24 protein-coding genes and 1 pseudogene are annotated in these 26,285 nt (G+C 71.2%); 18 read left to right on the plus strand and 7 right to left on the minus strand.

Annotation, left to right across the window (positions count from 1 at the left end; all coding sequences use genetic code 11):
* Positions 1–230 precede the first annotated feature (230 nt).
* From ACJX2R_RS36130 to ACJX2R_RS36140, 3 genes are all read left to right on the plus strand, one after another.
* On the plus strand, positions 231–1,076 hold the full coding sequence (locus ACJX2R_RS36130) for a GNAT family N-acetyltransferase (protein ID WP_413103514.1): 846 nt from the start codon (positions 231–233) through the stop codon (positions 1,074–1,076).
* Positions 1,077–1,101: 25 nt separating this feature from the next.
* Positions 1,102–1,668 (plus strand): GNAT family N-acetyltransferase, encoded by a 567-nt coding sequence (locus tag ACJX2R_RS36135; RefSeq protein ID WP_413103515.1) that lies wholly within the window; start codon positions 1,102–1,104, stop codon positions 1,666–1,668.
* Between the two features lie 94 nt (positions 1,669–1,762).
* Positions 1,763–3,478, plus strand: a complete 1,716-nt coding sequence (locus ACJX2R_RS36140; RefSeq protein WP_413103516.1) for a proline--tRNA ligase — start codon at positions 1,763–1,765, stop codon at positions 3,476–3,478.
* A gap of 118 nt (positions 3,479–3,596) precedes the next feature.
* Here the strand turns inward: ACJX2R_RS36140 and ACJX2R_RS36145 are convergent, their stop codons facing one another.
* The 3 genes from ACJX2R_RS36145 to ACJX2R_RS36155 are packed head-to-tail and all read right to left on the minus strand — an operon-like array spanning position 3,597 to position 5,811.
* The gene (locus tag ACJX2R_RS36145) at positions 3,597–4,541 is read right to left on the minus strand and encodes an aminoglycoside phosphotransferase family protein (RefSeq protein WP_413103517.1); all 945 of its coding nucleotides are present in this window, start codon (positions 4,539–4,541) and stop codon (positions 3,597–3,599) included.
* A gap of 31 nt (positions 4,542–4,572) precedes the next feature.
* Entirely contained in the window at positions 4,573–5,076 is a 504-nt protein-coding gene (locus ACJX2R_RS36150) for a ferritin-like domain-containing protein (protein ID WP_262705641.1), read from the minus strand.
* 33 nt (positions 5,077–5,109) lie between these two features.
* Positions 5,110–5,811 (minus strand): hypothetical protein, encoded by a 702-nt coding sequence (locus ACJX2R_RS36155; RefSeq protein WP_413103518.1) that lies wholly within the window; start codon positions 5,809–5,811, stop codon positions 5,110–5,112.
* A 137-nt stretch (positions 5,812–5,948) separates the two neighbouring features.
* On the opposite strand from ACJX2R_RS36155, the gene rimP reads away from it, so the two are divergent.
* The 8 genes from rimP to ACJX2R_RS36195 all read left to right on the plus strand — a co-directional run bounded on the left by rimP (position 5,949) and on the right by ACJX2R_RS36195 (position 14,236).
* Positions 5,949–6,473, plus strand: a complete 525-nt coding sequence (gene rimP / locus ACJX2R_RS36160; protein WP_262705643.1) for a ribosome maturation factor RimP — start codon at positions 5,949–5,951, stop codon at positions 6,471–6,473.
* A gap of 2 nt (positions 6,474–6,475) precedes the next feature.
* Complete coding sequence (gene nusA / locus ACJX2R_RS36165) at positions 6,476–7,468, plus strand: transcription termination factor NusA (RefSeq protein WP_137979803.1); 993 nt, start codon at positions 6,476–6,478, stop codon at positions 7,466–7,468.
* A gap of 96 nt (positions 7,469–7,564) precedes the next feature.
* Positions 7,565–7,852, plus strand: coding sequence for a YlxR family protein (locus tag ACJX2R_RS36170; RefSeq protein WP_262705644.1), 288 nt, complete (start codon positions 7,565–7,567; stop codon positions 7,850–7,852).
* 152 nt (positions 7,853–8,004) lie between these two features.
* The gene (gene infB, locus ACJX2R_RS36175; protein ID WP_413103519.1) at positions 8,005–11,121 is read left to right on the plus strand and encodes a translation initiation factor IF-2; all 3,117 of its coding nucleotides are present in this window, start codon (positions 8,005–8,007) and stop codon (positions 11,119–11,121) included.
* Positions 11,122–11,243: 122 nt separating this feature from the next.
* Positions 11,244–11,540: a DUF503 domain-containing protein gene (locus tag ACJX2R_RS36180; protein ID WP_262705646.1), complete on the plus strand. Its 297-nt coding sequence runs from the start codon at positions 11,244–11,246 to the stop codon at positions 11,538–11,540.
* A gap of 72 nt (positions 11,541–11,612) precedes the next feature.
* On the plus strand, positions 11,613–12,101 hold the full coding sequence (gene rbfA / locus ACJX2R_RS36185; protein WP_413103520.1) for a 30S ribosome-binding factor RbfA: 489 nt from the start codon (positions 11,613–11,615) through the stop codon (positions 12,099–12,101).
* The gene (truB, locus tag ACJX2R_RS36190) at positions 12,098–13,045 is read left to right on the plus strand and encodes a tRNA pseudouridine(55) synthase TruB (protein WP_413103521.1); all 948 of its coding nucleotides are present in this window, start codon (positions 12,098–12,100) and stop codon (positions 13,043–13,045) included. Before rbfA ends, truB begins: the two co-directional genes overlap by 4 nt.
* 237 nt (positions 13,046–13,282) lie before the next feature.
* On the plus strand, positions 13,283–14,236 hold the full coding sequence (locus ACJX2R_RS36195) for a bifunctional riboflavin kinase/FAD synthetase (RefSeq protein WP_262705649.1): 954 nt from the start codon (positions 13,283–13,285) through the stop codon (positions 14,234–14,236).
* Positions 14,237–14,349: 113 nt separating this feature from the next.
* On the opposite strand, the gene ACJX2R_RS36200 is transcribed toward ACJX2R_RS36195, so the two are convergent.
* Entirely contained in the window at positions 14,350–17,286 is a 2,937-nt protein-coding gene (locus ACJX2R_RS36200) for an AAA family ATPase (RefSeq protein ID WP_413106023.1), read from the minus strand.
* 136 nt (positions 17,287–17,422) lie between these two features.
* Between ACJX2R_RS36200 and ACJX2R_RS36205 the strand changes: the two genes are divergently transcribed.
* Positions 17,423–17,755, plus strand: a complete 333-nt coding sequence (locus ACJX2R_RS36205; protein WP_413106192.1) for a hypothetical protein — start codon at positions 17,423–17,425, stop codon at positions 17,753–17,755.
* 20 nt (positions 17,756–17,775) lie between these two features.
* Here ACJX2R_RS36205 and ACJX2R_RS36210 read toward each other — a convergent pair.
* From ACJX2R_RS36210 to eccE, 3 genes and pseudogenes are all read right to left on the minus strand, one after another.
* A pseudogene (locus ACJX2R_RS36210) lies at positions 17,776–17,853 on the minus strand (SCO5717 family growth-regulating ATPase); the annotation flags it as partial.
* Between the two features lie 268 nt (positions 17,854–18,121).
* Positions 18,122–18,877, minus strand: a complete 756-nt coding sequence (locus ACJX2R_RS36215; RefSeq protein WP_413103522.1) for a hypothetical protein — start codon at positions 18,875–18,877, stop codon at positions 18,122–18,124.
* Between the two features lie 92 nt (positions 18,878–18,969).
* The gene (gene eccE / locus ACJX2R_RS36220) at positions 18,970–20,217 is read right to left on the minus strand and encodes a type VII secretion protein EccE (RefSeq protein WP_413103523.1); all 1,248 of its coding nucleotides are present in this window, start codon (positions 20,215–20,217) and stop codon (positions 18,970–18,972) included.
* A gap of 172 nt (positions 20,218–20,389) precedes the next feature.
* Here eccE and eccB point away from each other — a divergent pair, with 172 nt between their 5' ends.
* From eccB to ACJX2R_RS36250, 6 genes are all read left to right on the plus strand, one after another.
* Entirely contained in the window at positions 20,390–21,961 is a 1,572-nt protein-coding gene (gene eccB / locus ACJX2R_RS36225) for a type VII secretion protein EccB (protein WP_413103524.1), read from the plus strand.
* Between the two features lie 26 nt (positions 21,962–21,987).
* Positions 21,988–23,226, plus strand: coding sequence for a type VII secretion-associated serine protease mycosin (gene mycP / locus ACJX2R_RS36230; RefSeq protein ID WP_413106024.1), 1,239 nt, complete (start codon positions 21,988–21,990; stop codon positions 23,224–23,226).
* Between the two features lie 199 nt (positions 23,227–23,425).
* Positions 23,426–23,764, plus strand: a complete 339-nt coding sequence (locus ACJX2R_RS36235; RefSeq protein WP_413103525.1) for a WXG100 family type VII secretion target — start codon at positions 23,426–23,428, stop codon at positions 23,762–23,764.
* Between the two features lie 41 nt (positions 23,765–23,805).
* Positions 23,806–24,087, plus strand: coding sequence for a WXG100 family type VII secretion target (locus tag ACJX2R_RS36240; RefSeq protein ID WP_059147047.1), 282 nt, complete (start codon positions 23,806–23,808; stop codon positions 24,085–24,087).
* Positions 24,088–24,203: 116 nt separating this feature from the next.
* Positions 24,204–24,686 carry a hypothetical protein gene (locus tag ACJX2R_RS36245; RefSeq protein ID WP_351902949.1) on the plus strand — a complete coding sequence of 161 codons (483 nt, stop codon included), beginning with the start codon at positions 24,204–24,206 and terminating at the stop codon, positions 24,684–24,686.
* 22 nt (positions 24,687–24,708) lie between these two features.
* The gene (locus ACJX2R_RS36250) at positions 24,709–26,262 is read left to right on the plus strand and encodes a hypothetical protein (RefSeq protein ID WP_413103526.1); all 1,554 of its coding nucleotides are present in this window, start codon (positions 24,709–24,711) and stop codon (positions 26,260–26,262) included.
* Positions 26,263–26,285 lie beyond the last annotated feature (23 nt).

Consider the following 26,285-nt stretch of genomic DNA (forward strand, 5'->3'; position numbering starts at 1 on the left):
GACAGCGACGCGCCCCTTCGGCTCGCCCCCAGCTACCGCTGGGAGGTGCCCCCGGCCGGAAGACCCCAGAACCCGACACTCTCTGGTGCCATTGGGCTCATCCAATTGCCGTGGGAAGTGAACCCGAGCCGGGGAAAAGGCGGTGAGGGGCCCTCTTGGCCTGCGCGGTAGAGTCTGGAGAATCGACGTCCCCGGCCCGCGGGCCCGCACCACGTGAGGCAGACCGACACGTGCTGACCACGTCCACCACCAGGGTTCTCGAGCCCCATGAGCTCGACGCGGCCCTTGCGGTGCTCGACCGCGACCCCGTCTCGAACGCCTTCGTGGCCGCCCGCGTCCAGGTCGCCGGCCTGGACCCGTGGCGGCTCGGCGGCGAGATGTGGGGCTGGTACTCCGGCGGACGGCTGGAGTCGCTCTGCTACGCCGGGGCGAACCTCGTGCCCATCTGCGCCACCCCCGAGGCCGTGCGCGGCTTCGCGGAGCGGGCCCGCCGGGCGGGCCGCCGCTGTTCCTCCATCGTCGGCCCCGCCGAGACCACCGCCTGGCTGTGGTCCCTGCTGGAGCCCAGCTGGGGCCCGGCCCGTGAGGTCCGCGCCCGTCAGCCGCTGATGGTCACCAGCTCGATGCCCGCCGACGTCCCGCCCGATCCGCTGGTGCGCCGCGTCCGTAAGGACGAGATGGACGTGATCATGCCTGCGTGCGTGGCGATGTTCACCGAGGAGGTCGGCGTCTCGCCGCTCGCGGGCGACGGCGGGCTGCTCTACCAGGCGCGGGTCGCCGAGCTCGTCACCGCCGGGCGCTCCTTCGCCCGGGTCGAGAACGGCCGGGTGGTGTTCAAGGCCGAGATCGGCGCGGCCACCCCGCACGCCTGCCAGATCCAGGGCGTATGGGTGGCCCCCGAGTACCGCGGCCGCGGCCTGTCGGAGACCGGAATGGCGGCCGTGCTGCGCTATGCGCTGAGCGAGGTCGCCCCGGTGGTGAGCCTGTACGTCAACGACTTCAACACCGCGGCCCGCGCCGCGTACCGCCGGGTCGGCTTCCGGGAAGTCGGCGCGTTCATGAGTGTGCTGTTCTGATCGACGGGCCAGTAGGGTGCCGCCCATGCTGCATCTCCCCGGGGGGCTGAGCCCGGAACCCGAAGACATCGTCGTCGGGCCGCTCGACCTCGCCGCACGCGTGGACGAAGCGCTCGACGTCCAGGCCGTCGCCTTCGGGCTGACGGACGAGGAGGTCGGCGTACGACGCCACATCGTGCTGCGCCACCTCAAGAGCCCCGGCGCCCGCGCGCTCGGCGCGACCACGCCCTCCGGACGGCTCGTCGGCTTCGTCTACGGCATGCCCAACAACCGCACCCACTGGTGGTCCACGGTCGTCCAGCCGTATCTGCGCGCGGCCGGGCACGAGGACTGGCTGGACGACTGTTTCGTCATCACCGAGCTGCACGTCCACCCGGAGTACCAGCACCGCGGCATCGGCCGGCAGCTGATCACGACCATCACGGACGGCGCCGACGAGCCGCGCTCGATCCTGTCCGCGATCGACACCGAGAGCCCGGCCCGCGCGCTCTACCGCTCACTGGGCTACCGCGACCTCGCCCGCCCCGTGCTCTTCCCGAGCGCCCCGAGCCCGTACGCCGTGATGGGAGCCCCCCTACCGCTGCGCCGCTAGGCCCGGCCCGGTGCCGCGCGGCCTTACGCATTTCCGGGAAACCAGCCCGTGCGGCTAACCTCCTGAACATCCCATCGCACGCAGGAGAGACCCCATGGCCCACGCCGTCAACGTCCAGCGCATGTCCACGATGATGCTGAAGACGCTGCGCGAAGACCCGGCGGACGCCGAGACCGCCAGCCACAAGCTGCTCGTCCGCGCCGGGTACGTCCGCCGCGCCGCCGCGGGCATCTGGACCTGGCTGCCGATCGGTAAGAAGGTCCTGGAGAACGTCTCGCGGATCGTCCGCGAGGAGATGGACGCCATCGGCGCCCAGGAGGTACTCCTGCCCGCGCTGCTGCCCCGCGAGCCGTACGAGACGAGCGGCCGCTGGGACGAGTACGGCGATCTGCTCTTCCGGATCAAGGACCGTAAGGGTGCCGACTACCTCCTGGGCCCGACCCACGAGGAGATCTTCACCCTGACGGTCAAGGACCAGTGCACGTCCTACAAGGACCTGCCGGTCATGCTCTACCAGATCCAGACCAAGTACCGGGACGAGGCCCGCCCCCGCTCGGGTGTGCTGCGCGGGCGCGAGTTCCTGATGAAGGACTCGTACTCCTTCGACACCACCGACGAGGGCCTCGCCGAGTCCTACCGGCTGCACCGCGAGGCGTACCAGCGGATCTTCCAGCGCCTCGGCCTGGACTACCGCATCGTCTCCGCGGTCTCCGGCGCGATGGGCGGCTCGGCGTCCGAGGAGTTCCTGGCCCCGGCGGCGGCCGGCGAGGACACCTTCGTCGACTGTCCGAACTGTGACTACGCCGCGAACACCGAGGCGGTCACGGTGACCGTGCCGCCGGTCGAGGGCGCCGCGCACGGTCCCCTCGAGGAGCTGGACACCCCCGACACCCCGACCATCGAGACCCTCGCCGAGTACCTCGGCGTCCCGGCCTCCGCCACCCTGAAGAACCTCCTGGTCAAGGTCGACGGCGAGATCACCGCGGTGGGCGTCCCCGGCGACCGCGAGGTGGACCTGGGCAAGCTGGGCGAGCACCTCGCCCCGGCCGTCGTCGAGCTCGTCACGGCCGAGGACTTCGAGGGCCGCCCCGAGCTGGTGCGCGGCTACGTCGGCCCGCAGGGCCTGGCGGGCAAGTCCTTCCGCTACATCGCCGACCCGCGCGTCGCCCCCGGCACCGCCTGGGTGACCGGCGCCAACAAGCCCGACACCCACGCGCGCGACGTGGTCTGCGGCCGTGACTTCGAGGTCGACGAGTACCTGGACGTCGTCGTGGTCGAGCCGGGCGACCCCTGCCCCCGCTGCGGTACGGGCATCGAGCTGGACCGGGCGATCGAGATCGGCCACATCTTCCAGCTCGGCCGCAAGTACGCCGACGCCTTCCAGCTCGATGTGCTCGGGCAGAACGGCAAGCCGGCGCGGGTCACGATGGGCTCGTACGGCATCGGCGTCTCCCGCGCCGTCGCCGCCCTCGCCGAGCAGACCCACGACGGGTCCGGGCTCTGCTGGCCCCGCGAGGTCGCCCCGGCCGACGTCCACATCGTCGCGGCGGGCAAGGCCCTCCAGACCGAGATGGCCCTGGACCTCGCGGAGAAGCTGGGGACGGCGGGCCTGCGCGTCATGGTCGACGACCGCGCCGGCGTCTCCCCGGGCGTGAAGTTCACCGACTCCGAGCTGATCGGCGTCCCGACCATCCTGGTCGTGGGCCGCGGCGCGAAGGACGGCGTCGTCGAGCTGAAGGACCGCCGCACGGGCGAGCGCGAGGATCTCCCCATCGACGAGGCCGTCGCCCGCCTCACCACCACCGGCTGACGACCGCGGCGGCGCCGGGGGCGCGGCGCCGGGCGGCGAAGCCCGCGCCCCGCCCCCTCCGCTGCCCAATCGCGCCGCGGGGGACGAAAGCCGTACCCGGCCGGGCCGAGCGCCCCCGTCAGAGCCAGCCCGCGAACTCCAGCAGCAGCTCCGCGCGGCGGCGGTCACCCGCGGCGGCGTGGCGCAGGCCCGTCTCGACGGCGCGGTAGAGGGACCAGCCGCGCAGCCGGTCGCGGTCGACGTCCAGGGAGTCCGCCAGCTTGGCGACCCGGCGGCGCGCGGCCGCGGCGGGGCCGGGTCCCGCGGCCAGGTCCTCGCAGCGGTCGAGCACCAGCCGCGCCAGGTCGTACGCGCGCTCGCCCACGAGCGGCGCCGGACCCACCGCGAGCCAGGGCGCGCGCTCCCCGGCCAGCACCTTCCCCTGCCGGAAGGCGCCGTGCAGCAGCACCTCCTCGGGCGGTTCGGCGGGCAGCGCCGTCCGCAGCTCCAGCGCCTCGTCGGTGAGCGGACGGGCGTCCGCCGCCCAGTCGCCGGCGCCGAGCACCCGCAGGATCTCGTGCTCCTCCTCGGTACGCCCGGTGACCGACGCGAACGGATGCGCCTCGGGCGGCGGCACCCACAGCCGCCGCACCGTGCCCGCCGCCTCCAGCAGCGCTTTCGGCTCGGGCAGCGAGCGCAGCGACACCGCGCCGTGCAGCCGCTCGAGCAGCAGCGCACCGGTGTCCGGGTCGGCGCGCAGCAGCCGGGCCGCGCCCCAGCCGTTCCAGTGCGCGAGGGCGGCCCGCTCCCGGTCCGCGTCCGGGCCGGGGACCGGGAACTTCAGCGCCGCCGGGGTGCCGTCCGCCTGCCGTACGAGCGCGACGAGCCCGCGACGCCCCCCGGGTGTCGCGACCCGCTCCAGGGTCAGCTCCCAGGCCGCCAGCTGCCGCTCGGCCGTCCTCGGCAGCGCGTCCAGCCAGCTCCGCACGGCGCTCGCGGGGTCGTCGCTCAGCGCGTCCAGAAGCCGCTTCGGCACGGGGACGCGGTCCGTATCGCGGCCGCCTGGCCATGGTGCCGATGCCATTCCTGAGCTGTCCCCTCCACCATCAGTGACGTCACACCCCGTCCGACCCACCGCTCGGCGACGCCGACGGGGTGGCCGGTGCGGCGCGTTCGGTGAGCCCAGGGAAGGCTACGCCGCCGCCCCGCCAGCGCACCGCCCGGACCGCCGCCTCCCGCAGCGCGCCCGCCGCCCGGCGGCGCAGCGATCCGGTCGAGGCCCGTACGAGGTCGGCGTAGACGGCGGCGACCCGGTTCTCCAGCTCGGCCGCGAGCCGCACCGCGGCGGGCGCGTCCGGCACCGCGAAGGGCAGGGCGTAGGCGGGGGCCGCGCTGGTGGGGCGGCCGCCGAGGTCGCGCACGGTGCGGGCGAGGTCGTCCCGGCGCGCGCGGTGCGCGGCGTAGCCCTCGCGCGCCTCCGCGAGCCGGTCGTCGCCGATCCGCCCGCCGACGACGCCGTAGCCGTACACCGCGGCGTGCTCGGCGGCGAGCGCCGCCTGCGCGGCCCTGAGCGCCGCGGCGCGTTCGCCGACGGCCGGGCGGTCTGCTCGAGCGGCCATGTCAGTACCCCTTCCCGGTAGTCCCGAGCGTGATCACGAGTCCGTGTCGCGCTGCGTGAGGAGATACACGTGGGCGGCGCCGCAGGCCGCGACGGAGGCCAGCAGCCGGGCCAGCTCGGGCGGCGCGGTGGCGAGCGCGGCGGTGCGGGTGTCGGCGGTCTGGCGCTCGGCCTGGACGAGGGCGGAGAGGGCCTGCTTCTCGTCCTTCGGGACCTTGGGCATCCGCCGCCCGCCCGCCGACGGGGAGCGCGACATGGTCGCGGAGGGGGAGGGGGACCGGCCCTTGGCAGTGAAGACCGCGACATGCCGGGCCGTCTCCTCCCGCAGCGGCGCCAGCCGGTCCGCGAGGGCGGGGTGCGCGTCCACGGTCGCGTCGTAGCGCGCGAGGAGTGCGGTGGAGTCCCGCGCGCCCCGCGCCCGCAGCAGCGCGACGTCCGCCCCGCCGTCCGCCTCGCGCCGGGACTCCGGGTCGTCGGAGCAGCCGCTCAGCAGCGCGACGGCCCCCAGCGCCCCGCCGCCCAGCAGCAGACTCCGCCGCCGGGTCACCGGCGCGGCGCGGACCGAAGAGGCGGCGGACGCCGAAGACGCGGACGCCGAAGACGCCGCGGACGCGGCAGACGCGGCGGGGATCGCGGACACCGCGTCAGGCGCGGCTGTGGCACGGGGCGGGGGAGTGGTGATCGACACGTTCCTCTTTCCGGGCTGCGGCCGCTCCCGGCCGCCGGTAGTGATCACAGCAGGCGAGCGTACCCGCGCCGAGGCCGTCTGCCCGGCAGCGGCCACCGAATCGTCAGCCCGCCGCCGGAACAGATAGGCTTTGACCTGACACGCGACCTTCCCACAACAGCACACGCGGCCGAGGAGTCACCCGGATGAGCACCACCCAGAGCGAGAGGCTGCGCGGACTGCTGGAACCGCTCGTCAGCGCGCGAGACCTGGATCTGGAAGAGGTCGAGGTGACACCGGCCGGGCGGCGGCGTGTGCTGAGAGTGGTCGTGGACTCCGACGACGGCGTCCAGCTGGACACGTGCGCGGAGCTGAGCCGGGACATCTCCAAGACCCTCGACGACACGGACGCCATGGGCCAGACCGCGTACGTCCTCGAGGTCACTTCTCCCGGCGCCGAGCGCCCCCTGACCGAGCCTCGCCACTACCGCCGCGCCGCCGGCCGCCTCATGAGAGCGCGCCTCGCCGACGGCGACGAGCTGGTGGCCCGGATCGTCTCGGTGGACGACGAGGGCCTCGATCTGGAGGTTCCCGGTGTGAAGGGGCGCAAGCCCACCGCCAGGCGGCTGGCCTTCGAGGAGATCTCCAAGGCCCGGGTGGAGATCGAGTTCAACCGCAAGTCCGCGGACAAGGCCGCGGGCGACGACGACGAGAGCAAGGAGGAGGCGTAGCCGTGGACATCGACATGAGTGCCCTGCGGGGTCTGGTGCGAGAGAAGGAGATCTCCTTCGACCTGCTGGTCGAGGCGATCGAATCGGCCCTCCTCATCGCCTATCACCGCACCGAGGGAAGCCGCCGCCGGGCCCGCGTGGAGCTCAACCGCGACACCGGCCATGTGACCGTATGGGCCCGTGAGGACGCCGAGGACCTGGAGGAGGGGCAGGAGCCCCAGGAGTTCGACGACACCCCCTCCGGCTTCGGCCGGATCGCCGCCATGACCGCGAAGCAGGTCATCCTCCAGCGGCTGCGGGACGCCGAGGAGGAGATCACCTTCGGCGAGTACGCGGGGCGGGAGGGCGATGTCGTCGCCGGCGTCGTCCAGCAGGGCAAGGACCCCAAGAACGTGCTGGTGGACATCGGCCGTCTCGAGGCGATCCTGCCGGTGCAGGAGCAGGTCCCGGGCGAGGACTACGCCCATGGCACCCGGCTGCGTACGTACGTCGTACGAGTCGTCAAGGGCGTGCGCGGACCGTCGGTGACCCTTTCGCGTACGCATCCCAATCTGGTCAAGAAGCTGTTCGCGCTCGAGGTGCCGGAGATCGCGGACGGCTCGGTGGAGATCGCGGCGATCGCCCGTGAGGCGGGTCACCGCACCAAGATCGCGGTCCGGTCCACCCGTGCGGGGCTGAACGCCAAGGGCGCGTGCATCGGCCCGATGGGCGGGCGGGTCCGCAGCGTGATGGCCGAGCTGCACGGCGAGAAGATCGACATCGTCGACTGGTCGGACGACCCCGCTGAGCTCGTGGCGAACGCGCTGTCACCCGCGCGGGTGAGCAAGGTCGAGGTGGTCGATCTGGCGGCCCGCTCGGCCCGGGTCACCGTGCCGGACTACCAGCTGTCGCTCGCCATCGGCAAGGAGGGGCAGAACGCCCGGCTGGCGGCGCGGCTGACCGGCTGGCGGATCGACATCCGGCCGGACACCGAGCAGTCGGGTGATCAAGGCTGATTCAGGCCGGATCCCCCGGGATCCGGGCCAAATCGAGTGACGGTTCGATCACTCCCCCCAGGGGGTGAGGTCGGTACGGGGAGGTAGACTTAACCAGTGTCTGGCCGCACGCGAGCTGGTGCCTGCCCTGAGAGAACCTGTGTGGGATGCCGGGATCGGGCGGCCAAGGACGATCTGCTGCGCATCGTGGCTGTCGAGGGTGTTTGTGTCCCCGACCGGCGCGGTACGCTCCCCGGTCGGGGTGCTTATGTTCACCCCACACGGGTCTGCCTTGACCTGGCGGTTCGCCGCCGGGCCTTTTCCCGGGCCTTCAGGGGGCCGGGAGCGCTCGACACCACGGCGCTCCGCCGGTTTGTCGAGCGGGGTGAACAGGCGACACCCTGAGTAGTTGAAAGAACGGCACGGGACACCGTGCGGTCAGGTACCTCGCGAGTCGGAAGTAGGTCGAGATTGCGATGAGCACTCGATGAGTACGCGATGAGTACGCCCATGAAGTAGCGACGGTCCGGCGACAACCCGGACCTAAAAGGAGCGAAGTGGCTAAGGTCCGGGTATACGAACTCGCCAAGGAGTTCGGAGTTGAGAGCAAGGTCGTCATGGCCAAGCTCCAGGAACTCGGTGAATTTGTACGTTCGGCGTCCTCGACGATCGAGGCGCCGGTTGTGCGCAAGTTGACTGACGCTTTCCAGGGTGGCAACGGCTCCGGCCGCGCCTCCGGTAAGCCCTCGGCGCCGCGCAAGGCGACGCCCAAGCCGCCGACCCCGGGTCCGGCGGCGGCGGCCCGTCCGGCCGCCCCCAAGCCCCCGGCGCCCGGCCCCAAGCCGGCCGGTGCCCCCGAGGGCCAGCGCGGCACCCCCTCCGCGGCGCCCACTCCGGGCCCGCGTCCCACGCCGGGTGCCCGTCCGACCCCCGGCCCCAAGCCGGGCCCCGCGCCGGCGGCTCCGGCGCAGCCCGAGTTCACCGCGCCGCCGACCCCGGCGCCCAAGCCCGCCGCGGCCAAGCCGGGCGCGCCCGGCAAGCCGGGTGCCGCTCCCGGTCCGCGCCCCGGCGCCCGTCCGGGCGCACCGGGCCAGGGCCAGGGCCAGGGCGGCCAGCGCGAGGGTGGTCAGCGCGACGGCGGCCAGGGTGGCCGTGGTGGCCCGCGTCCGGGTCAGGAGCGTCCGCGTCCGGGTGGTCCCCGTCCGGCCGGTCCCCGTCCCGGTAACAACCCCTTCACCTCCGGTGGCTCCACCGGTATGGCGCGCCCGCAGGCGCCCCGTCCCGGCGGCGCCCCGCGTCCCGGCGGCCAGCCCGGCGGCGGTCCGCGCCCGCAGGGCGGCGGCCAGGGCGGTCCGGGCCGTGGCCAGGGCGGTCCCGGCGGTCCCCGTCCCACTCCGGGCCAGATGCCCCGTCCGCAGGGCGCCCAGGGTGGCGGCCCGCGTCCGGGTCCCGGTGGCGCGCGCCCGAACCCGGGCATGATGCCGCAGCGTCCGGCCGCGGGCCCGCGTCCGGGCCCCGGCGGCGGTGGCGGTCGCGGTCCCGGCGGCGGTGGTCGTCCCGGTGGCGGCGGCGGTCGTCCCGGTGGTGGCGGCGGCTTCGCCGGCCGTCCCGGCGGTGGCGGCGGCGGTCGTCCGGGTGGCGGCGGCTTCGCCGGCCGTCCGGGGGGTCCCGGCGGCGGTGGCGGCTTCGGCGGCGGTGGCCGTCCCGGCTTCGGCGGCCGTCCCGGCGGCCCCGGTGGCCGCGGTGGCACGCAGGGCGCCTTCGGCCGTCCCGGCGGTCCGGCGCGTCGTGGCCGTAAGTCGAAGCGGCAGAGGCGCCAGGAGTACGAGGCCATGCAGGCCCCCTCGGTCGGCGGCGTGATGCTGCCGCGCGGCAACGGCCAGACGGTCCGGCTGTCGCGGGGTGCCTCCCTCACCGACTTCGCGGAGAAGATCAACGCCAACCCGGCGTCGCTGGTCGCCGTCATGCTCAACCTCGGCGAGATGGTCACCGCGACGCAGTCCGTCTCCGACGAGACGCTTCAGCTTCTCGCCGACGAGATGAACTACAACGTCGAGATCGTCAGCCCGGAGGAGGAGGACCGCGAGCTTCTCGAGTCCTTCGACATCGAGTTCGGCGAGGACGAGGGCGGCGAGGAGATGCTCTCCGCGCGTCCGCCGGTGGTGACCGTCATGGGTCACGTCGACCACGGTAAGACCCGCCTGCTGGACGCGATCCGCAAGACCAACGTGGTCGCGGGCGAGGCCGGCGGCATCACCCAGCACATCGGTGCCTACCAGGTCTCGACCGAGGTCAACGACGAAGAGCGCAGGATCACCTTCATCGACACCCCGGGTCACGAGGCGTTCACCGCCATGCGTGCCCGTGGTGCCAAGTCGACCGACATCGCGATCCTCGTGGTGGCGGCCAACGACGGTGTGATGCCCCAGACGATCGAGGCGCTGAACCACGCCAAGGCGGCCGATGTGCCGATCGTGGTCGCGGTCAACAAGATCGACGTCGAGGGCGCGGACCCGACCAAGGTGCGCGGTCAGCTGACCGAGTACGGCCTGGTGGCCGAGGAGTACGGCGGCGACACCATGTTCGTCGACATCTCCGCCAAGCAGGGGCTGCACATCGACAGCCTGCTGGAGGCCGTCGTCCTCACCGCCGACGCCTCGCTCGACCTGCGGGCCAACTCGGAGCAGGACGCACAGGGCATCGCGATCGAGGCCCACCTCGACCGCGGCCGCGGCGCCGTGGCCACCGTGCTGGTCCAGCGCGGCACCCTGCGGGTCGGCGACACGATGGTCGTCGGCGACGCGTACGGCCGCGTCCGGGCGATGCTCGACGACAACGGGAACAACGTGGTGGAGGCCGGCCCGGCGACCCCGGTCCTGGTGCTCGGTCTGACCAACGTGCCCGGTGCGGGTGACAACTTCCTCGTCGTGGACGAGGACCGCACCGCCCGCCAGATCGCCGAGAAGCGCGCCGCCCGCGAGCGGAACGCGGCGTTCGCCAAGCGCACCCGCCGGGTCTCCCTGGAGGACCTGGACAAGGTGCTCAAGGCCGGTCAGGTCCAGCAGCTCAACCTCATCATCAAGGGCGACGCGTCCGGTTCGGTGGAGGCTCTCGAGTCCTCGCTGCTCCAGCTCGACGTCGGCGAAGAGGTGGACCTGCGGGTGCTGCACCGCGGTGTGGGTGCGGTCACCGAGACCGACATCGACCTGGCGACGGGCTCGGACGCCATCGTCATCGGCTTCAACGTGCGCGCCGACGGGCGTGCCACGCAGATGGCCGAGCGCGAGGGTGTGGACGTCCGTTACTACTCGGTCATCTACCAGGTGATCGAGGAGATCGAGGCGGCCCTGAAGGGCATGCTCAAGCCGGAGTACGAAGAGGTCGAGCTGGGTACGGCGGAGATCCGCGAGGTCTTCCGCTCGTCCAAGCTGGGCAACATCGCGGGTGTGCTCATCCGCTCCGGCGAGGTCAAGCGGAACACCAAGGCCCGCCTCGTCCGCGACGGCAAGGTCATCGCGGAGAACCTCAACATCGAGGGTCTGCGCCGCTTCAAGGACGACGTCACCGAGATTCGCGAGGGCTTCGAGGGCGGTATCAACCTCGGCAGCTACAACGACATCAAGATCGACGACGTCATCGCGACGTACGAGATGCGCGAGAAGCCGCGCGGCTGACAAGCGGCGGCGGCCGGGGCCGATCGGCGGAGGAATTTCCGTCGATCGGCCCCGGCCCTTGCGTGTACGGTGCGAGAAGCCCGCAATCACATAGGCCCCACGGGTGGCTTGACCCGGACCGCATGTATGTAGGGACGTTGTCCTTTGACCTGCTTCTCGGCGACGTACGGTCGTTGAAGGAGAAGCGCTCCGTCGTCCGCCCGATCGTCGCCGAGCTGCACCGCAAATTCGCGGTGAGCGTGGCGGAGGTCGGCGACCAGGACCTGTACCGCAGGGCCCAGATCGCCCTCGCGATGGTCTCCGGGGACCCGGGCCACCTCAGGGAGGTGCTGGACCGCTGTGAGCGGCTGGTGGCGGCGCGGCCGGAGGTGGAGCTGCTGTCCGTGCGACGGCGGTTCCACGGTGGCGATGATGAATGAGGGCCGGACCGGTGGTCGCAGACCGCGCCCCCGGCCATCGATGACTGACGCGAAGAAGAGAGAAGAAGACGCATGACCGACACCGCGCGGGCACGCAAGCTGGCGGACCGCATCCGGGTCGTGGTCGCGGAGACCCTTCAGCGGCGGATCAAGGACCCGCGGCTGGGCTATGTGACCATCACCGACACCCGGATCACCGGTGATCTGCGGGAGGCGACCGTCTTCTACACGGTCTTCGGCGACGACGAGGAGCGGGCGGCCTCCGCCGCGGCCCTGGAGAGCGCCAAGGGCGTGCTGCGGTCGGAGGTCGGGCGCCAGACGGGGGTGCGCTTCACCCCGACCCTGACGTTCGTCCCGGACGCGCTGCCGGAGAACGCCCGCACCATCGACGATCTGCTCGCCAAGGCCAGGGAGGCGGACGCCCAGGTGCGCGAGGCGTCCTCGGGTGCCGCATACGCGGGCGAGGCCGACCCGTACCGCAAGCCCGGCCAGGAGGACGACGAGGAGCCCGGCACGGACGGCGAGCCCGGCTCGGACGGCAAGGGTTCAGCGGACGTATGACGCGCAACGGCAGGGCCGGTTCCGGGGCACCGGACGGCCTGGTGATCGTCGACAAACCGGCCGGTTTCACCTCGCACGACGTGGTCGCCAAGATGCGCCGCTTCGCCGGCACCAGGCGGGTCGGACACGCCGGGACGCTGGATCCGATGGCCACGGGCGTGCTCGTGGTCGGCGTGGAGAAGGCCACCCGGCTGCTGGGTCATCTGGCGCTGACCGAGAAGGAGTACCGGGCCACCATCCGGCTCGGGCAGACCACGGTCACCGATGACGCGGAGGGCGAGATCACCGCCTCCGACGGTGCCGCCGGGGTCGATCCGGACGCCGTCCAGACCGGGATCGAGGCGCTGACCGGGGACATCCAGCAGGTCCCCTCGAAGGTCAGCGCCATCAAGATCGACGGCAAGCGCTCCTACGCACGCGCGCGGGAGGGCGAGGAGTTCGCGATCCCGGCGCGGCCGGTGACCGTGTCCTCCTTCGTCCTCCACGACCGCCGCGAGGCCAAGGCGGAGGACGGCACCACCGTCCTCGACCTGGACGTCACGGTGGTGTGCTCCTCCGGCACCTACATCCGGGCCCTGGCGCGCGACCTGGGCGCCGGGCTCGGCGTGGGCGGCCACCTCACGGCCCTGCGCCGGACCCGGGTCGGTCCGTACGGGCTGGAGGGGGCCAGGACGCTGGAGCGGCTGGAGGAGTCGCTGGAGATCCTGCCCATCGCGGAGGCGGCGGCCGCCGCGTTCCCGCGCTGGGACGTGGACGAGCGCCAGGCCCGGTTGCTGGGCAATGGGGTGCGGATCGACATGGCGTCGGGGGAGACGGGAGCGGGGCCTGGGTCGGAGTCGGGGCCGGGGTCGGGGCCGGTCGCGGTCTTCGGGCCGGAGGGGCGCTTTCTGGCCCTGGTGGAGGAGTCGAAGGGCAAGGCGAAGAGCCTGGCCGTCTTCGTATGACGCCGTGACGTCATTGACGGCGTTGACGCCGTCGGAGCCCCGGTCCGTCCGGTGCGGCGCTGGTGTGTGATTGCCGACTCCGGGCCGCGTTGCACGCGCCGGGACCGGCCGCCTACCGTGGCTTTCCGGCCTGTCCGGGCGCTCGAGGCGGCCACCGATGCGAGGCGGGCGCCCGGGGCATGGCAGTCTTAGACCTGCGAAGTCGACAGTCAATGGTTCGGGCGAGGAGCGGGCAAAGTGCAGCGCTGGCGTGGCTTGGAGGACATCCCCGAGGACTGGGGGCGCAGCGTCGTCACCATCGGTTCCTACGACGGGGTGCACCGAGGGCACCAGCTGATCATCGGCCGTGCCGTGGCACGGGCGCGTGAGCTGGGCGTACCGGCGGTCGTGGTCACCTTCGACCCGCATCCGAGCGAGGTCGTGCGGCCCGGCAGCCATCCGCCGCTGCTCGCCACCCACCAGCGGCGCGCGGAGTTGATGGCCGGGCTGGGCGTGGACGCGGTGCTGATCCTGCCGTTCACGGCGGAGTTCTCGCGGCTCACCCCCGCCGACTTCGTGGTGAAGGTACTGGTGGACAAGTTGCACACCCGGGTCGTGGTGGAGGGCCCCAACTTCCGCTTCGGCCACAAGGCCGCCGGGAACGTGGCCTTCCTGCGCGAGCTCGGCACCACCTACGACTACGAGGTCGAGGTCATCGACCTGTACGAGCGCGGTGAGGCGGGCGGCGGCGAGCCGTTCTCCTCCACGCTGGTGCGCCGCCTGGTCGCGGAGGGCGATGTCACGGGCGCGATGGAGGTCCTGGGACGGCCGCACCGGGTCGAGGGCGTGGTGGTGCGCGGTGCGCAGCGCGGCCGTGAGCTGGGCTTCCCGACGGCCAACCTGGAGACGCCGCCGCACACCGCGATCCCGGCCGACGGCGTCTACGCGGGCTGGCTGACGGCGCAGGGCGAGGCGATGCCCGCGGCGATCTCGGTCGGCACCAATCCACAGTTCGACGGGACCGAGCGAACGGTCGAGGCGTATGCGATCGACCGGGTCGGACTGGATCTGTACGGACTCCATGTCGAGGTCGACTTCCTCGCCTATCTGCGGGGCCAGGAGAAGTTCGACTCGATCGAGGCGCTGCTGGAGCGCATGGCGGCCGATGTGAAGCGTGCGCGGGAGCTTGTGGAGGAGCACGGGAGCCGCTGAGGGCGGGCGCTGAGGCGCCGTGCGCCGCGTGGTGAACGGGAGAGACGCGAATGCGCCCCGTGGACCGGTGATCCGGTCCACGGGGCGCATTCGCTCATTCGCTTCCTCGCTCGCTACTGCTGCGGGGGCTGCTGCTGCCAGGGCTGCCCCGGTTGCCCGGGCTGGCCGGGCTGTCCCGGCTGGGCCTGCTGCCACGGCTGGCCGGGCTGCGGCTGCTGCCCCTGCTGCCCCTGCTCATAGGACTGCTGCCAGCCCTGCTGGCCGCCTTGCTGCGGGTACCCGGGGTACTGCGGCTGCTGGCCCTGCTGAGGCGCGTAGGCGCCCGGATAGGGCTGCTGCTGGGCCTGTCCGGGCATCGGCGGGGCCACCTGCGGCGGCTGGGTCCCTCCGTCACCCGTCCACAGACCCTGCTCCTGCTGGGCACGCGTGAAGTCCTCCGCGACCATGGCCGAGAGGTTGAAGTACGCCTCACGGGTCTTGGGCCGCATCATGTCCAGGTCCACCTCGGCGCCCGCCGACAGATGCTCGTCGAACGGCACGACGATCACCCCGCGGCAGCGGGTCTCGAAGTGGGACACGATGTCCTCGACCTTGATCATCTTGCCGGTCTCCCGGACCCCGGAGATCACCGTGATGCTCCGCGAGACCAGATCCGCGTAGCCGTGCGCGGACAGCCAGTCCAGGGTGGTGCTGGCGCTGCTCGCGCCGTCCACCGAGGGCGTGGAGATGATGATCAACTGGTCGGCGAGGTCGAGGACGCCGCGCATGGCGCTGTAGAGCAGGCCCGTGCCCGAGTCGGTGAGGATGATCGGGTACTGCTTGCCCAGGACGTCGATGACGCGGCGGTAGTCGTCGTCGTTGAACGTCGTCGAGACCGCCGGGTCCACGTCGTTCGCGAGGATCTCCAGCCCCGACGGCGCCTGTGAGGTGAACCGCCGGATGTCCATGTAGCTGTTGAGGTACGGGATCGCCGTGACCAGGTCGCGAATGGTCGCACCGGTCTCCCGGCGGACCCGTCGGCCGAGGGTGCCCGCGTCCGGGTTGGCGTCGATCGCGATGACCTTGTCCTGGCGCTCGATGGCCAGGGTCGAGCCGAGGGCGGTGGTCGTCGTGGTCTTGCCGACACCGCCCTTGAGGCTGATCACCGCGATGCGGTAGCAGGAGAGCACCGGCGTGCGGATCAGCTCCAGCTTGCGCTGCCGCTCCGCCTCCTCCTTCTTGCCGCCGAGCTTGAAGCGGGAGGGGCCGGGGGTGTTCTTCTTCGGCTTCTGCTTGCCCTTGATCAGCCGGTCCGAGGAGAGCTCGACCGCGGCGGTGTACCCGAGCGGCGCCCCCGCGCCTCCGGCCTGGCGCCGCTGGTCGGGCGTCACGGTCGGCCAGCCGCCGGTACGGGGGTCGGCCGGGGCTGCCGGGGTCGCCGGGGCTGCCTGGGCGTCCGGGCGCGGATAGCCGTAGCCGTCATGCGGCTGTGGCTGCGCCTGCTGCCCGGGCACGGGTCCGGGACCGCCGTCGCCGGGCCGCGGGAAGCCGTATCCACCCTGCGCGCCCGGACCCTGCTGCCCGGGGAACTGCTGCCCCTGGGGGCCATGCGGCGGCTGGCCCTGGACGGGGCCGTTCGGCGCGTACGGTCCGGGCTGACCGGGCTGACCGGGCTGACCGGGCTGACCGGGCTGACCGGGCTGGGCAGGCTGTCCGGGCTGGCCTGGGTACATCGACTGTCCGGGCTGGGCGGGCTGTCCGGGCTGGCCCGGGTACATCGGCTGTCCGGGCTGGCCGGGGTGCTCGGCCTGCCCCGGCTGGGGCGCGGGGTACGGCTGTGCCGGGGGCTGCTGGTACGGGCCCTGGCCCTGCTGGTCCGGGGCGGGCGGCTGCGGGAAGCCGTAGCCGCCCGGGACGGGCGCCGGCCCCTGGCCCTGCCCCTGCCCCTGTCCCGGACCACCCGGGCCGGACGCGGGCTGGGCCCCCGGGGGCGGGTAGCCGTAGTGGGGCCCCTGCGCAGCCGGGGCGCCCTGCGGACCGGGACCCGGTACACCAGGCCCGGGCTGCTGGTAACCGCTCTGCGGGCCGGGCACGTTGCCCGCCGGGGGCTGCGCCCCCGGGGCCTGATCCGGCAGCGGAGCCGGACCGGGCTGACCGGGGATCGCACCGGGAGCGCCCTCACCGGGACGCGGATAGCCGTATCCGCCCTGCGGCCCCGGCCCGGCGACCGGTTGCCCGGGCTGGCCCTGCGTCTGGGGCGGGGGAGGCGCCCAGGAGGTGTCCTGGGGCGGGAGCGGCACTCCGGCACTCGGGGTGGCGGGCCCATCCGTCCGCTGCTCCGGAACCGGAGCGGGACCTGGAGCGGGACCCGGAGCCGGTGGGGCGTCCTCGGGCGCCGCGGGCTGGAAGTCCGGCGGCAGGGGCGGCAGCCCCGACTGCGGAACGGGCGGCGGCGCCCAGGTGGTGGCGGGCTGCTCGGGCGACGGCGCGCTCGGCGGCACGGCGTCCTCAGGGACCGCGTCCTCGGGAACCGCGTCCTGAGGCTCGGCGCTCGCCTGCCTCAACTCCTCCATCTCACGCCGCAGCGCGGCCGTGGAGAAGCGCAGTGTGCCCTCGCTGCGCACATCGTCGTCAGTACGGTCGTCCGAGTCCGAGGAGCCGGGATCGCCGTCCGAACCGGTACCGGACGCAAACCCGGACCCGGACCCGGAGTCGGAACCGGAATCGAAGCCGGAAGAAGAATCAGAACCGGAACCGGAGCCGGAGCCGGAAGAAAAACCGGAACCTGAATCAGAGCCCGAAGGAGAACCGGACCCGGAATCAGCGACCCCGGCGCCGGAGTCCTCACTCCGCCTCTCGGCGATCTCGCGCCGCAGCGAGGCGGTGGAGAACCGCACGGTGGAGGGGCTGCCCAGATCGCCGTTCTCGCCCTCGTCGGAGCCCGCCTCGGAGGCATACTCCGAGTCCGGCCGGAAGGCGTCGTCGTCCCGCGCGGCAGCGGCAGGCGGCAGCGTGAAGTCGTCATCGACGGGAGCGGAAGCGGAAGAGGAAGCCGCGGCCGAATCCTCCATCTCGACATCGGAAGCCGGAGCGGAAACCTCGTAGGAGGGCTCGGGCTCAGCCCTGTCCGAAACGCCGCCATCCGTAGTGCTGTCACCCGCGGGCGCGGCACCGATCGAATCCGACCCAGAGTCAGAAAAAGGCGACATGCGAACGCCCGAGTCGGACTCTCCGCTCTCCGGCTCCGACCGTGCCTCGTCCTCCCTCTGCGCGGGGGCCTCCTCCACCTCGGAGGCGTCCGACGCGACATCTGAGGAGGGCGCCGGGGCCGGCGGCGGCCAGGCACCCGGAAATCCGCTCGGCTCCGGCACCCCCGGCACGGGCACCGGACTGCCGGTGGGCGGCGGAGGCGGCGGCCCCGGCATCCCCGCACCGGCGCCCGCCCCGGTTCCACCGGAACCGCCGGTCGACGTGGGGGCCGTGGAGGACGGCGAGGACGACGACGAAGCGTTCTGCGTGTACCAGGCGGGTGGGGTGTAGTCGATGGTGAACTCGCCCGTGTGCTCGGTCTCCGCGTCGGACCGATCATCGCCGGGTGTGTTTCCGCCCGTGCGGATCTCGTCCCGATCGCTGCTCACAATGCCTCCTGGTGTGGTCGAACACCCTTGAAATTCTTGGCGAGGCCGATCTGTTGCCGATCGCTACTGTCGTCCGACCGTTCGGCTTTCCCCTTTTGTGACGCCGGGGGCCCCTGAACGAGCGCTCCACCGGGTACCCCAAGACTAATCACCATGAGCGCCGAGGGGGCAGGCCCATCCGCCACTCGGAGCGGTCCACGGCATGATGTGGACCGCACTCGAGCGGTGTCGATCAATGACGGACCAACCCTGAAGGGTTCGACCCGGATCAGTCCACCCGACGCGGAGATCCCAGCAGCCCCGTCTCGGCATCCGTCGCCTGCACGGTTACGAACTGCCGTCCGGTACGTGTACACCAGAGGGTGACCCAGTCCGGAAGGGTGGACAGCGCCGCGACATCGGCCTGCGGAAGGCTCATGACGCGGCCTATCTCCTCGGCCTCGTCCGGCGAAACGCGCTGAATGCCGACCAGTCCGGCGTGCTCGAGCAGCCGCGGTGCGACCGGGCTCAGATACGGCAGCAGAGTCAGCACCGACTGCCAGGGCAGCGCGGAGACCCGGCCCCGCGGGGGGCGCATGCCGCAGTCCCGGACGACCAGGACCGGACTGCCGACCGAGGGCCCTTGCGGCGGCACCCGGCCCACGTCGAAGACGGTCATGCACTGCTGTCCGCCGCCCGCGACCTGCACCAAGTTGGTCCACAGATGCGGTCGGCCGGTCTCGACGGCGATACGGGCGCCGGTGGCCGCCGCCCGGAAGGCCAGCACCTGCGCGGTCCACAGACCGCCGACGAGGACCACGTCGAACGGCTCGGGGCGGTTGAAGCCGAGGACGGCGGGCTGGTTCTGCTCGTCCACGCCGATGATGACGCCGTCGTCGCCGATGGGCAGCGCCAGCGCCTCCACTTCCTCCAGGGGCAGTGTCTGCCGTCCGCGCCGGGGCCCGATGAGCCCGAAGCCGGGGCGCGTTCTGCGCGCCGAGCTCGGGTCACCGGCCATCCCGGGGGCGCCGGTACCCGAAATCATGGGACCGGACCCCAGACCCGCTCCGGGGGCGGAGTCCGGATCGGCCCCGTGACCGGAGGGTGAAGTGGCGGGGGAGAAGGCGGATGTGGACATCAGCGGGTGCCTCCCAGCGGGAGCGTCGCGAGTACACCGGGCAACTGCTCACGGTCGAGACGTACCAGCCCGACCCGCACTCCCCGCGCGGCGCGTTCCAGGGCCTTGCGGGCGGTGATCAGATCGGTGTCGCTGCGCCCGGTGACCCTGATGTGCCCGGTGACCGAGGAGGCGTTACGGCTGCCGTCGTCATGCGTCAGGGTCAGGCTGAAGGTGGACGCGAGGGCGGGCATGGAGGTCAGCAGTGCCACGAGTTGCGGCAGCGGCACCGATTCCGGGCCCATCTGCGGCCAGCGCCCCACCCAGTAGGTGGTGTGCCACCGGTCGTCGCAGCGCCAGGCGCGCGAGGTCTCCACCGTCCGGCGCGTAGGCGTGCTCGCACGCCCCGCCTGGGTCGTCGCATGCGGATTGACACACGCCGAGGTGGCGAGGGCCGTGGTGAGTTCCCCCTCGGCCAGCGGGCGCGCCGAGAATCCGGCTCCGGTCAGTCGGCTCGCCAGCTGGTCAACGGCACGCAGCAGGGACCGCTGCGCGCCCTCCAGGCCGCCGCCGCGCGCTCGTATGGCCTCCGGACACAGCTCGGGATTCAGCTTGAGCGCCACCCAGGTCAGCCGGACGGCGGGTGCTCCGGCCTGCTCCTGGAGCGGGGCGTAACTGCGCGCCGCCGCGGCCTGTTCGGGCAGATGTGGTGCGGGTGCGGTCTGTGAGTGCTGCACCACCTGCACCGACTCCAGCTGAATGCCGTCCACGTCCAGCGCATCCTGGAGCAGCGAGAGGGGGAGCGGTCGCTTGGTGCGCATGGGCCGCAGTGGAGCATCGGTCGACTGGACCTGGAGCACCGCCGTGAGGAACGTACCGTCGCCGATCATTCCGATCTCGCGGCGATCCCGAGCCACATACGCGTAGGTGCGCAGCGCCGGATCGCATTCCACGGCGGGCGCGAGCGACGGGTCGATTCCGGCCGGGACCGGCCCCTTGGCCTGCTTCTGACGGGTGCGCAACGCGCTGATGGTGACGAGCCAGTCGACGAACGGCTGCTGCCTGCGCCGCAACACCGCGAGCAGCACAAGCGCGAGGGCGATGACCCCCGCGGGCACCATCAGCAGCGAGTTGACGGTCCAGGCGACGACGACGATCGCGGCGGCCACCTCGATGAGCACGAGCTGATACAGCCGCACGGGGCCCAGGCTCGCCGTGCGTGAGGGCTGCCGCGGCACGGCGGCACGCACATGGGTGGCAGAGCTCATCCCGGAGACCCCCCGCTTGTCCTGATGTTGTCCTGGCCGATTGTGTGTTTACGGTATCGGAAAGGCGTGTGAAGGGTGGCTCGGGTGTCGAGTGACCCGGGCGGATGAGTAATCTCCCTACGGCGACCGAGCGTACGTACTGCACCATCACACGGGGAGAAGCGGACGAGACATGGCATCGCGGCGGGACGAGCTCAATGCCTACACCTTTGCGAAGAAACGGATGGTTGCCTCGTTCGTGCAGCCCTCGCCCACCGTCATGGACGACGGTGCGCCACGTCCGCTGCGCGCGTTTCTCCCGGGTGTCATCGTCGGGGCGCTGATTCTCGCCGGATTCGGCGCATGGGGCATGATCCGGCCGACCGCGCCGAAGGGATGGGACAACACCGCGTCCCACATCATCGTCGGCAGCGACTCGACGACCCGCTATGTGATTCTCAAGACTGGCGGAAAGAAGCAGCTGCACCCGGTCCTCAACCTCGCCTCGGCGAAACTCCTGCTGGACCAGGACAAGTCGGACATCATCCGCGTGAAGGAGTCGCAGCTCGACAACGGCGACATTCCGCGCGGACCCACGATCGGAATTCCGTACGCCCCGGACCGTATGCCATCGGCAGACGATGCCGTCGAGCAGAAGCGCTGGGTGGTCTGTGAGCAGCCGGGCGGCGGAGAGGACAAGACCGCGCAGAAGGCGGTCTTCATCCTCGCTGACCGTGAGGCGTCCAAGGTCGAGGGCCCGCAGCGACTGCGCGGCAGCCAGGCGCTGTACGTCCAGGGGAAGACGGGTCGCTATCTCGTCGACCCGTCCGGTACCAAGTACCTGCTCGGCGGCCCCAAGGGTGAGAAGAGCATGTCCGACCGCCAGTACAACCTGTTGCTGCGGACGCTCTTCTCGGAGGGCGCCAAGCCCCAGCAGGTGACCGACGACTGGCTCGACACCCTGAAGGATGGCGCGCCTGTGGAGTTTCCGCGGGTGCCGGGGCAGCCGAACACCACAGCCGGGGTCGACTCCCTGCCGGACAAGGCCAACAAGGTGGGCATGGTGCTCCAGGCGCAGACCGGTGGCGGCGTCCAGCACTATGTCGTGGTGCCGGGAAAGGTCCAGCCGGTCTCCGACTTCACCGCCGAGCTGCTGCTGAGCAGTGAGCAGTTGGCCGGACTCAATCAGCTCGGCAAGCCGATGCAGGTCAACCCGCAGGACTTCGTCTCCGACTCCACGGTGTTCGCCGGTGACACAACCTGGCCCTCCGAGCCCCCGCGCCAGGTGAACTCGACCGGGGGCGGGAGTGGGGCCAGGGACACCGTGTGCAACATCCTCACAAACGTGGCCGACAGCGGCACGCCCACCCTCGAGACCTGGGCGGGCCGGGACTACCCCGCGACCATCGTGGACGGCGCCACCAGCGCGTATGTCACCCCGGGGACCGGCCTGTTCTACCGGCAGTTCCAGGGGAGGGCGACCGGCACCGGCCAGGTCTTCCTCGTCACCGACACCGGCCTGCGCTACCAGGTACAGGCCAACAACGACGGCAGTTCGGGCAAGTCGAAGATCGGCGCTGATGGTTCTGGCTCCTCCGCGCAGCAGGACGCACAGTCCGACGGGCAGACAACCGCGAACAAGGCTCAGGTCAGGCTGGGGTACGGAGACGCGAAGCCGGTGCCGGTGCCCCTCAACTGGTCCCAGTTCCTGCCGGTCGGGCCGCGTCTGGACACCAACAGCGCACGACAGCCCCAGGGGTCGTGAGCATGGAGCGCCCACGTGTGAGACGCATGGCCGCCCTGTCGTCGGCGGTGACACTGGCGTGTCTCACCGCCGCCACAGGCGTCGGCGCCGGCCCGTCCGCCGCCGCGCTCTCGCTGGACGGCAACGGTGAGTGCACGTTCCCGATGAAGAAGCAGATCAAGGGCACGCCCTGGTCGCTGCAACGGTTGGTGTTCGACCGCCTCTGGGAGGACACCAAGGGCAAGGAGAAGAACGGCAAGTCGGTGCGGGTCGCCGTCATCGACACCGGTGTCGATGACACCAACATCCAGCTGAAGACCGCCGTCGACAAGGCGAGCGGGGGGAACTTCCTACCCCCGGCCAAGGACGCCTCCAAGGACGAACGGAAACTCGCCGAGGACCCGACGGTCGACGAGGTCGGGCACGGCACCAAGGTCGCCGGCATCATCGCGGCCCGCCCGCGCCAGGGCACCGGCTTCGTGGGTCTGGCCCCCGAGGCGACGATTATTCCCCTCAAACAGAACAACGCCGAGGGCAAGGGCACACCGCAGAAGATGGCAGAGGCCATCAAGAAGGCGGTGCACGAGGGCGCACGGGTGATCAACATCTCCCAGGACACCAAGGGTGCCCTCTCGCAGAGCGATCTGGAGCAGGCGACCGCCTACGCCGTCCAGCACGACGTGGTCGTGGTCGCGGCCGCAGGCAACGACGGCGCGAACGGGAAGTCCAAGCGCACCTATCCCGCCTCCTACCGCGGCGTCCTCGCCGTCGCCGCCTCCGACCGCAACAACGAGCGCGCGTACTTCTCGCAGAGCGGCGATTTCGTCGGCGTCGCGGCGCCCGGCGTCGACATGGTCTCCACCGTGCCCAAGGGCGGGCAGTGCGTGGACAACGGCACCAGCTTCGCCGCCCCGTACGTGGCCGGAGTGGCAGCCCTGATCCGAGCCAAGCACCCCGACTGGTCGCGGCAGGAGGTCATCGCCCAGATCGAGCAGACCGCGGAGCGGGGCGTCAACGGCCGTGATCGGTTCATCGGTTGGGGTGTGGTCGATCCGGTGAAGGCCCTCACCGACGATGACAAGAAGATCGAGCACCCCACGGCGGACACCGGCTCGGCGGCGAACGTCCCGAAGCCCGAGCCCGGCCGCCTCACCCTGGGCGAGACCCCGCAGGAGCGTCGCACACGGCTGGCCACGTACGCCCTGGGCATGGGCGCGGTGGTCGTGGGCATCACCGCGGGCGGTGCGGTCGTGCTGCGTGACTGGCGTCGCCGGCGTGACGCATGAGGGGCATCGGCGATGGCTTGACGCTTGTCGTTACCCGGCCGTCCCCGGCGTCCCATCCGTGTAACAACCGGATACTTGTTGGTCATGCACACGGGGATGCTGACTAGAGTGATCCTTGACAGCTTTGGTCCGATGCGCACGGGACGGTCACACAGCACCGGCCGTTCCACCGCATCCGATTCATGGGGGAAGGTGTGCCATGGCGGAGAAGCTCCGCGTAGAAGGTCATGATTTCAAGACCCTCGAGAGCGCCATCGACTGGATGGAAGGTCAGCTGACCGAGCGGATCGGGAAGCTCAACAACGTCATCGACCACGTTGAGGGCCACTGGAAGGGCATCGCGGCGGGCGCGTACAACAACCTCCAGACGGAGGTCAACAACGACGTCCGCCGGGTGAACCAGCTGCTGAGCTTCACCCGCGAACTGGTGAAGGCGAGCCGGGACGGTTTCGATCAGGAGGAAATCGACCAGCTCAAGAACATCAACAGCGTCGGAGGCGGGGAGAGCGGCATCCTCGGCTCCTTCCAGGCCTCTTGATCCTCGTGACCTTTCCGCCTCGCATCGGGAGTTAGAGCTCAATGGAGATTACGTACGAAGGCGTTGTCGAAGCCTCCAACATGGTCAGGAACGAGGCCAACACGCTCAAGACCGACCTCGACACCATCATGAGGCAGGTCAAGGGTGTGTCCGAGTCGTGGACCGGTGAGGCGCAGCGCGCGTTCAACGAGCGTCAGCACGAGTGGAACCAGCGTGTCGACCACCTGCACAGCACTCTTCTCACCATCTCGAAGAAGCTGCTGGAGGCTACGGAGGGCTACAGGGCCAATGACCACCGTCAGGGCCAGCGGTTCGCGTCGTAGAGAGAGACATAGCGCGCACAGCCTGCGGTCGTTTCGTGGGTGCGGGGACACTCGGCCCGGGCTGAGTGTCCCCGCACCCACAAGCGCTCCCATCCAGGTATTGAAGGAGGTGCTTCATGGCTGAGTTGGCGCCGGACGGGGGTGGCTCCGCTAAGTCCCCTTCTTCACCGGACCTCGATGCTCCCACCGAGTCTCTACAGGAATTCAAGAAGCGCGTTGACAGGCTTCTGACCGATCTCGACAAGTCGGATGCGGCGCACGGCAAGATCTCCCAACAGAAGGTGACCACCGCCGCCTACGGGCAGAACTTTCCCGAGGCGCTGTCACTGGCGAGCGCGTACGAGCTGGTGCACGGACGGCTACAGCTGCTCTCCCAGACCCTGGGCGAGCAACTGGAGGCGATGGGCATCACGGTGGGCGCGGCCGACAGCGACTACCAGACGGTGGACCACGAGCACGCGCAGCGCCTGAAGGCCATTCAACGGCGTGCTCAGGCGTACTACGAGCAGTATCAGAAAGAGCACGACCCGAAGGGCCACGAGAAGACCGGCGAACCCAAGACGGGCGGCGGTAAGAGCAGCGGCCACGACGGCATGTGACAGGTGAACGGGGGATGTGGACATGGGCGAATCAGACAAGCTGCCGCCGCTCAAGATGTGCTACAACATCACCAGTTTCGAGCATGCTTCGTTCGAGGACATGCTCGCCATGGTCGAAGGTACGGATGAGCAAGAGATCATCCGCCGGGGTAACGCCCTGACGAAGGCGCAGTCCGAGATCGAGAAGATCGGTGACGAACTCAAGAAGCGCGTCGGGCGGGTCACCTGGAAGGGCGAGGGCGGTGACGCGTTCCGGAACTGGGGCGACGATTTCGCCAACCAAGCCCTGAAACTCGCGAGTTTCGCCGGCTCCGTCGGCACGGCCATGGAGACCGCAGGCCAGGCGCTGAGCGAGGTCAAGAAGTCGATGCCGGAGCGTCCGGCGGGTTCGCAGGTGTGCTATGCGGACCAGGAGAAGGAAAAGAAGCGCCTGGAAGGGCTGGACAAGGCCCGCGACGAGGCCCTTCCGCAGATGTACAAGCTGGCTTCGTACTACCGGATGTCGCAGGAGACCATCGCGGCGTCCCAGGAGAATGAGCCGGTGTTCAAACCGCTGCCGAGTCAGATGATCCCTGACACCTCGGTGGGCGGTGGGCAGGAGAGCTATGGCTCGCCCAGCGTTTCGGGGGGCAGTGTCCACACGGCGCCCGCCTCTGTCGGGACGACGCATCCGGCGGTCGATCCGTCCACGGTGAGTCCGGGTTCACCCGCGCATTTCACGCCTGCACACGTCTCGCCGGGGCATGTCACCTCTCCGTCAATCCCGGAGAACCCGGGGCATGTCACCATTCCGGATGCGACGCACACCAACATTGACACGGTGAAGCCGTCGCCGCCCACCACCACTGCACCGCAGCTTCCGACCGACGGTGGGCCGCCGGTGTCTCCGGTCACTGACCGGCCTGGGCCCGTGGGCCTGCCCGCGTCACCCCCGCCGACGGTCGGGCCCACAACCGGTATGGGCAAGATCGGCCCCACCGTGGGCAAGGTCAATCCCACTGTGGGCAAGGTCAACCCCACTGTGGGGACGGGGGGAACCAAGGGCCCCATCACCACTTCCAGGCTGCCGAATGGACCGACCGAGCAGATCAACGGCCGGGCCATCAACCCGGTGCGCGCCGACAGGAGCATCGTCGGCGGTATGCAAAATCACCAGGCGGGCACGAACCAGGGCACCCGGCAGAGCCGGGGGACGGTCATCGGCAGGGAGTCGGCCGGGCCTGTGGGCCGCGCGGGTCCGGGCGCGGGTCCTGGCCTTCCTGCGGCCGGGCGGCCGGGAGGTGTCATCGGTGCCGGTTCGAACCGAGGAGTTTCGGCGTCGCCCCGGGCCGAGGGTACGGCACGTCGCGCAAGCGAGCTGCGGACCGGCGGCGAGTTCACCCCCGGTGGGAGCGGACTGGTCCGGGGGCAGGCCGAAGGACGGGCCCCCGGCGCGTCGGGAGCGGCAGCATCGGGGCGCGGTGAGGGCCAGAAGAGTCAGCGTGAGGAAGGCCGGGACGCACCCGGCCAGCTGACCGAAGACGAGGAGACCTGGAACGAGGGTCGGCGCGGCACCGTGCCTCCCGTGATTGGGTAAAACCCTTCCGCAGAGGCCGCGGA

The sequence above is a fragment of the Streptomyces sp. Inha503 genome (assembly GCF_047215865.1).
Taxonomy (GTDB): Bacteria; Actinomycetota; Actinomycetes; order Streptomycetales; family Streptomycetaceae; genus Streptomyces; species Streptomyces lycopersici.

Bases quoted from the DNA above. Each gene is read 5' to 3' on its own strand.
- ACJX2R_RS36135 (WP_413103515.1), top strand. From the start codon at position 1,102: ATGCTGCATCTCCCCGGGGGGCTGAGCCCGGAACCCGAAGACATCGTC.
- ACJX2R_RS36140 (WP_413103516.1), top strand. From the start codon at position 1,763: ATGGCCCACGCCGTCAACGTCCAGCGCATGTCCACGATGATGCTGAAG.
- ACJX2R_RS36145 (WP_413103517.1), bottom strand. From the start codon at position 4,541: ATGGCATCGGCACCATGGCCAGGCGGCCGCGATACGGACCGCGTCCCC.
- ACJX2R_RS36150 (WP_262705641.1), bottom strand. From the start codon at position 5,076: ATGGCCGCTCGAGCAGACCGCCCGGCCGTCGGCGAACGCGCCGCGGCG.
- rimP (WP_262705643.1), top strand. From the start codon at position 5,949: ATGAGCACCACCCAGAGCGAGAGGCTGCGCGGACTGCTGGAACCGCTC.
- ACJX2R_RS36180 (WP_262705646.1), top strand. From the start codon at position 11,244: ATGTATGTAGGGACGTTGTCCTTTGACCTGCTTCTCGGCGACGTACGG.
- rbfA (WP_413103520.1), top strand. From the start codon at position 11,613: ATGACCGACACCGCGCGGGCACGCAAGCTGGCGGACCGCATCCGGGTC.
- truB (WP_413103521.1), top strand. From the start codon at position 12,098: ATGACGCGCAACGGCAGGGCCGGTTCCGGGGCACCGGACGGCCTGGTG.
- ACJX2R_RS36200 (WP_413106023.1), bottom strand. From the start codon at position 17,286: ATGGAGGATTCGGCCGCGGCTTCCTCTTCCGCTTCCGCTCCCGTCGAT.
- ACJX2R_RS36205 (WP_413106192.1), top strand. From the start codon at position 17,423: ATGCGAACGCCCGAGTCGGACTCTCCGCTCTCCGGCTCCGACCGTGCC.
- ACJX2R_RS36215 (WP_413103522.1), bottom strand. From the start codon at position 18,877: ATGATTTCGGGTACCGGCGCCCCCGGGATGGCCGGTGACCCGAGCTCG.
- eccE (WP_413103523.1), bottom strand. From the start codon at position 20,217: ATGAGCTCTGCCACCCATGTGCGTGCCGCCGTGCCGCGGCAGCCCTCA.
- eccB (WP_413103524.1), top strand. From the start codon at position 20,390: ATGGCATCGCGGCGGGACGAGCTCAATGCCTACACCTTTGCGAAGAAA.
- mycP (WP_413106024.1), top strand. From the start codon at position 21,988: ATGGCCGCCCTGTCGTCGGCGGTGACACTGGCGTGTCTCACCGCCGCC.
- ACJX2R_RS36235 (WP_413103525.1), top strand. From the start codon at position 23,426: ATGGCGGAGAAGCTCCGCGTAGAAGGTCATGATTTCAAGACCCTCGAG.
- ACJX2R_RS36240 (WP_059147047.1), top strand. From the start codon at position 23,806: ATGGAGATTACGTACGAAGGCGTTGTCGAAGCCTCCAACATGGTCAGG.
- ACJX2R_RS36245 (WP_351902949.1), top strand. From the start codon at position 24,204: ATGGCTGAGTTGGCGCCGGACGGGGGTGGCTCCGCTAAGTCCCCTTCT.
- ACJX2R_RS36250 (WP_413103526.1), top strand. From the start codon at position 24,709: ATGGGCGAATCAGACAAGCTGCCGCCGCTCAAGATGTGCTACAACATC.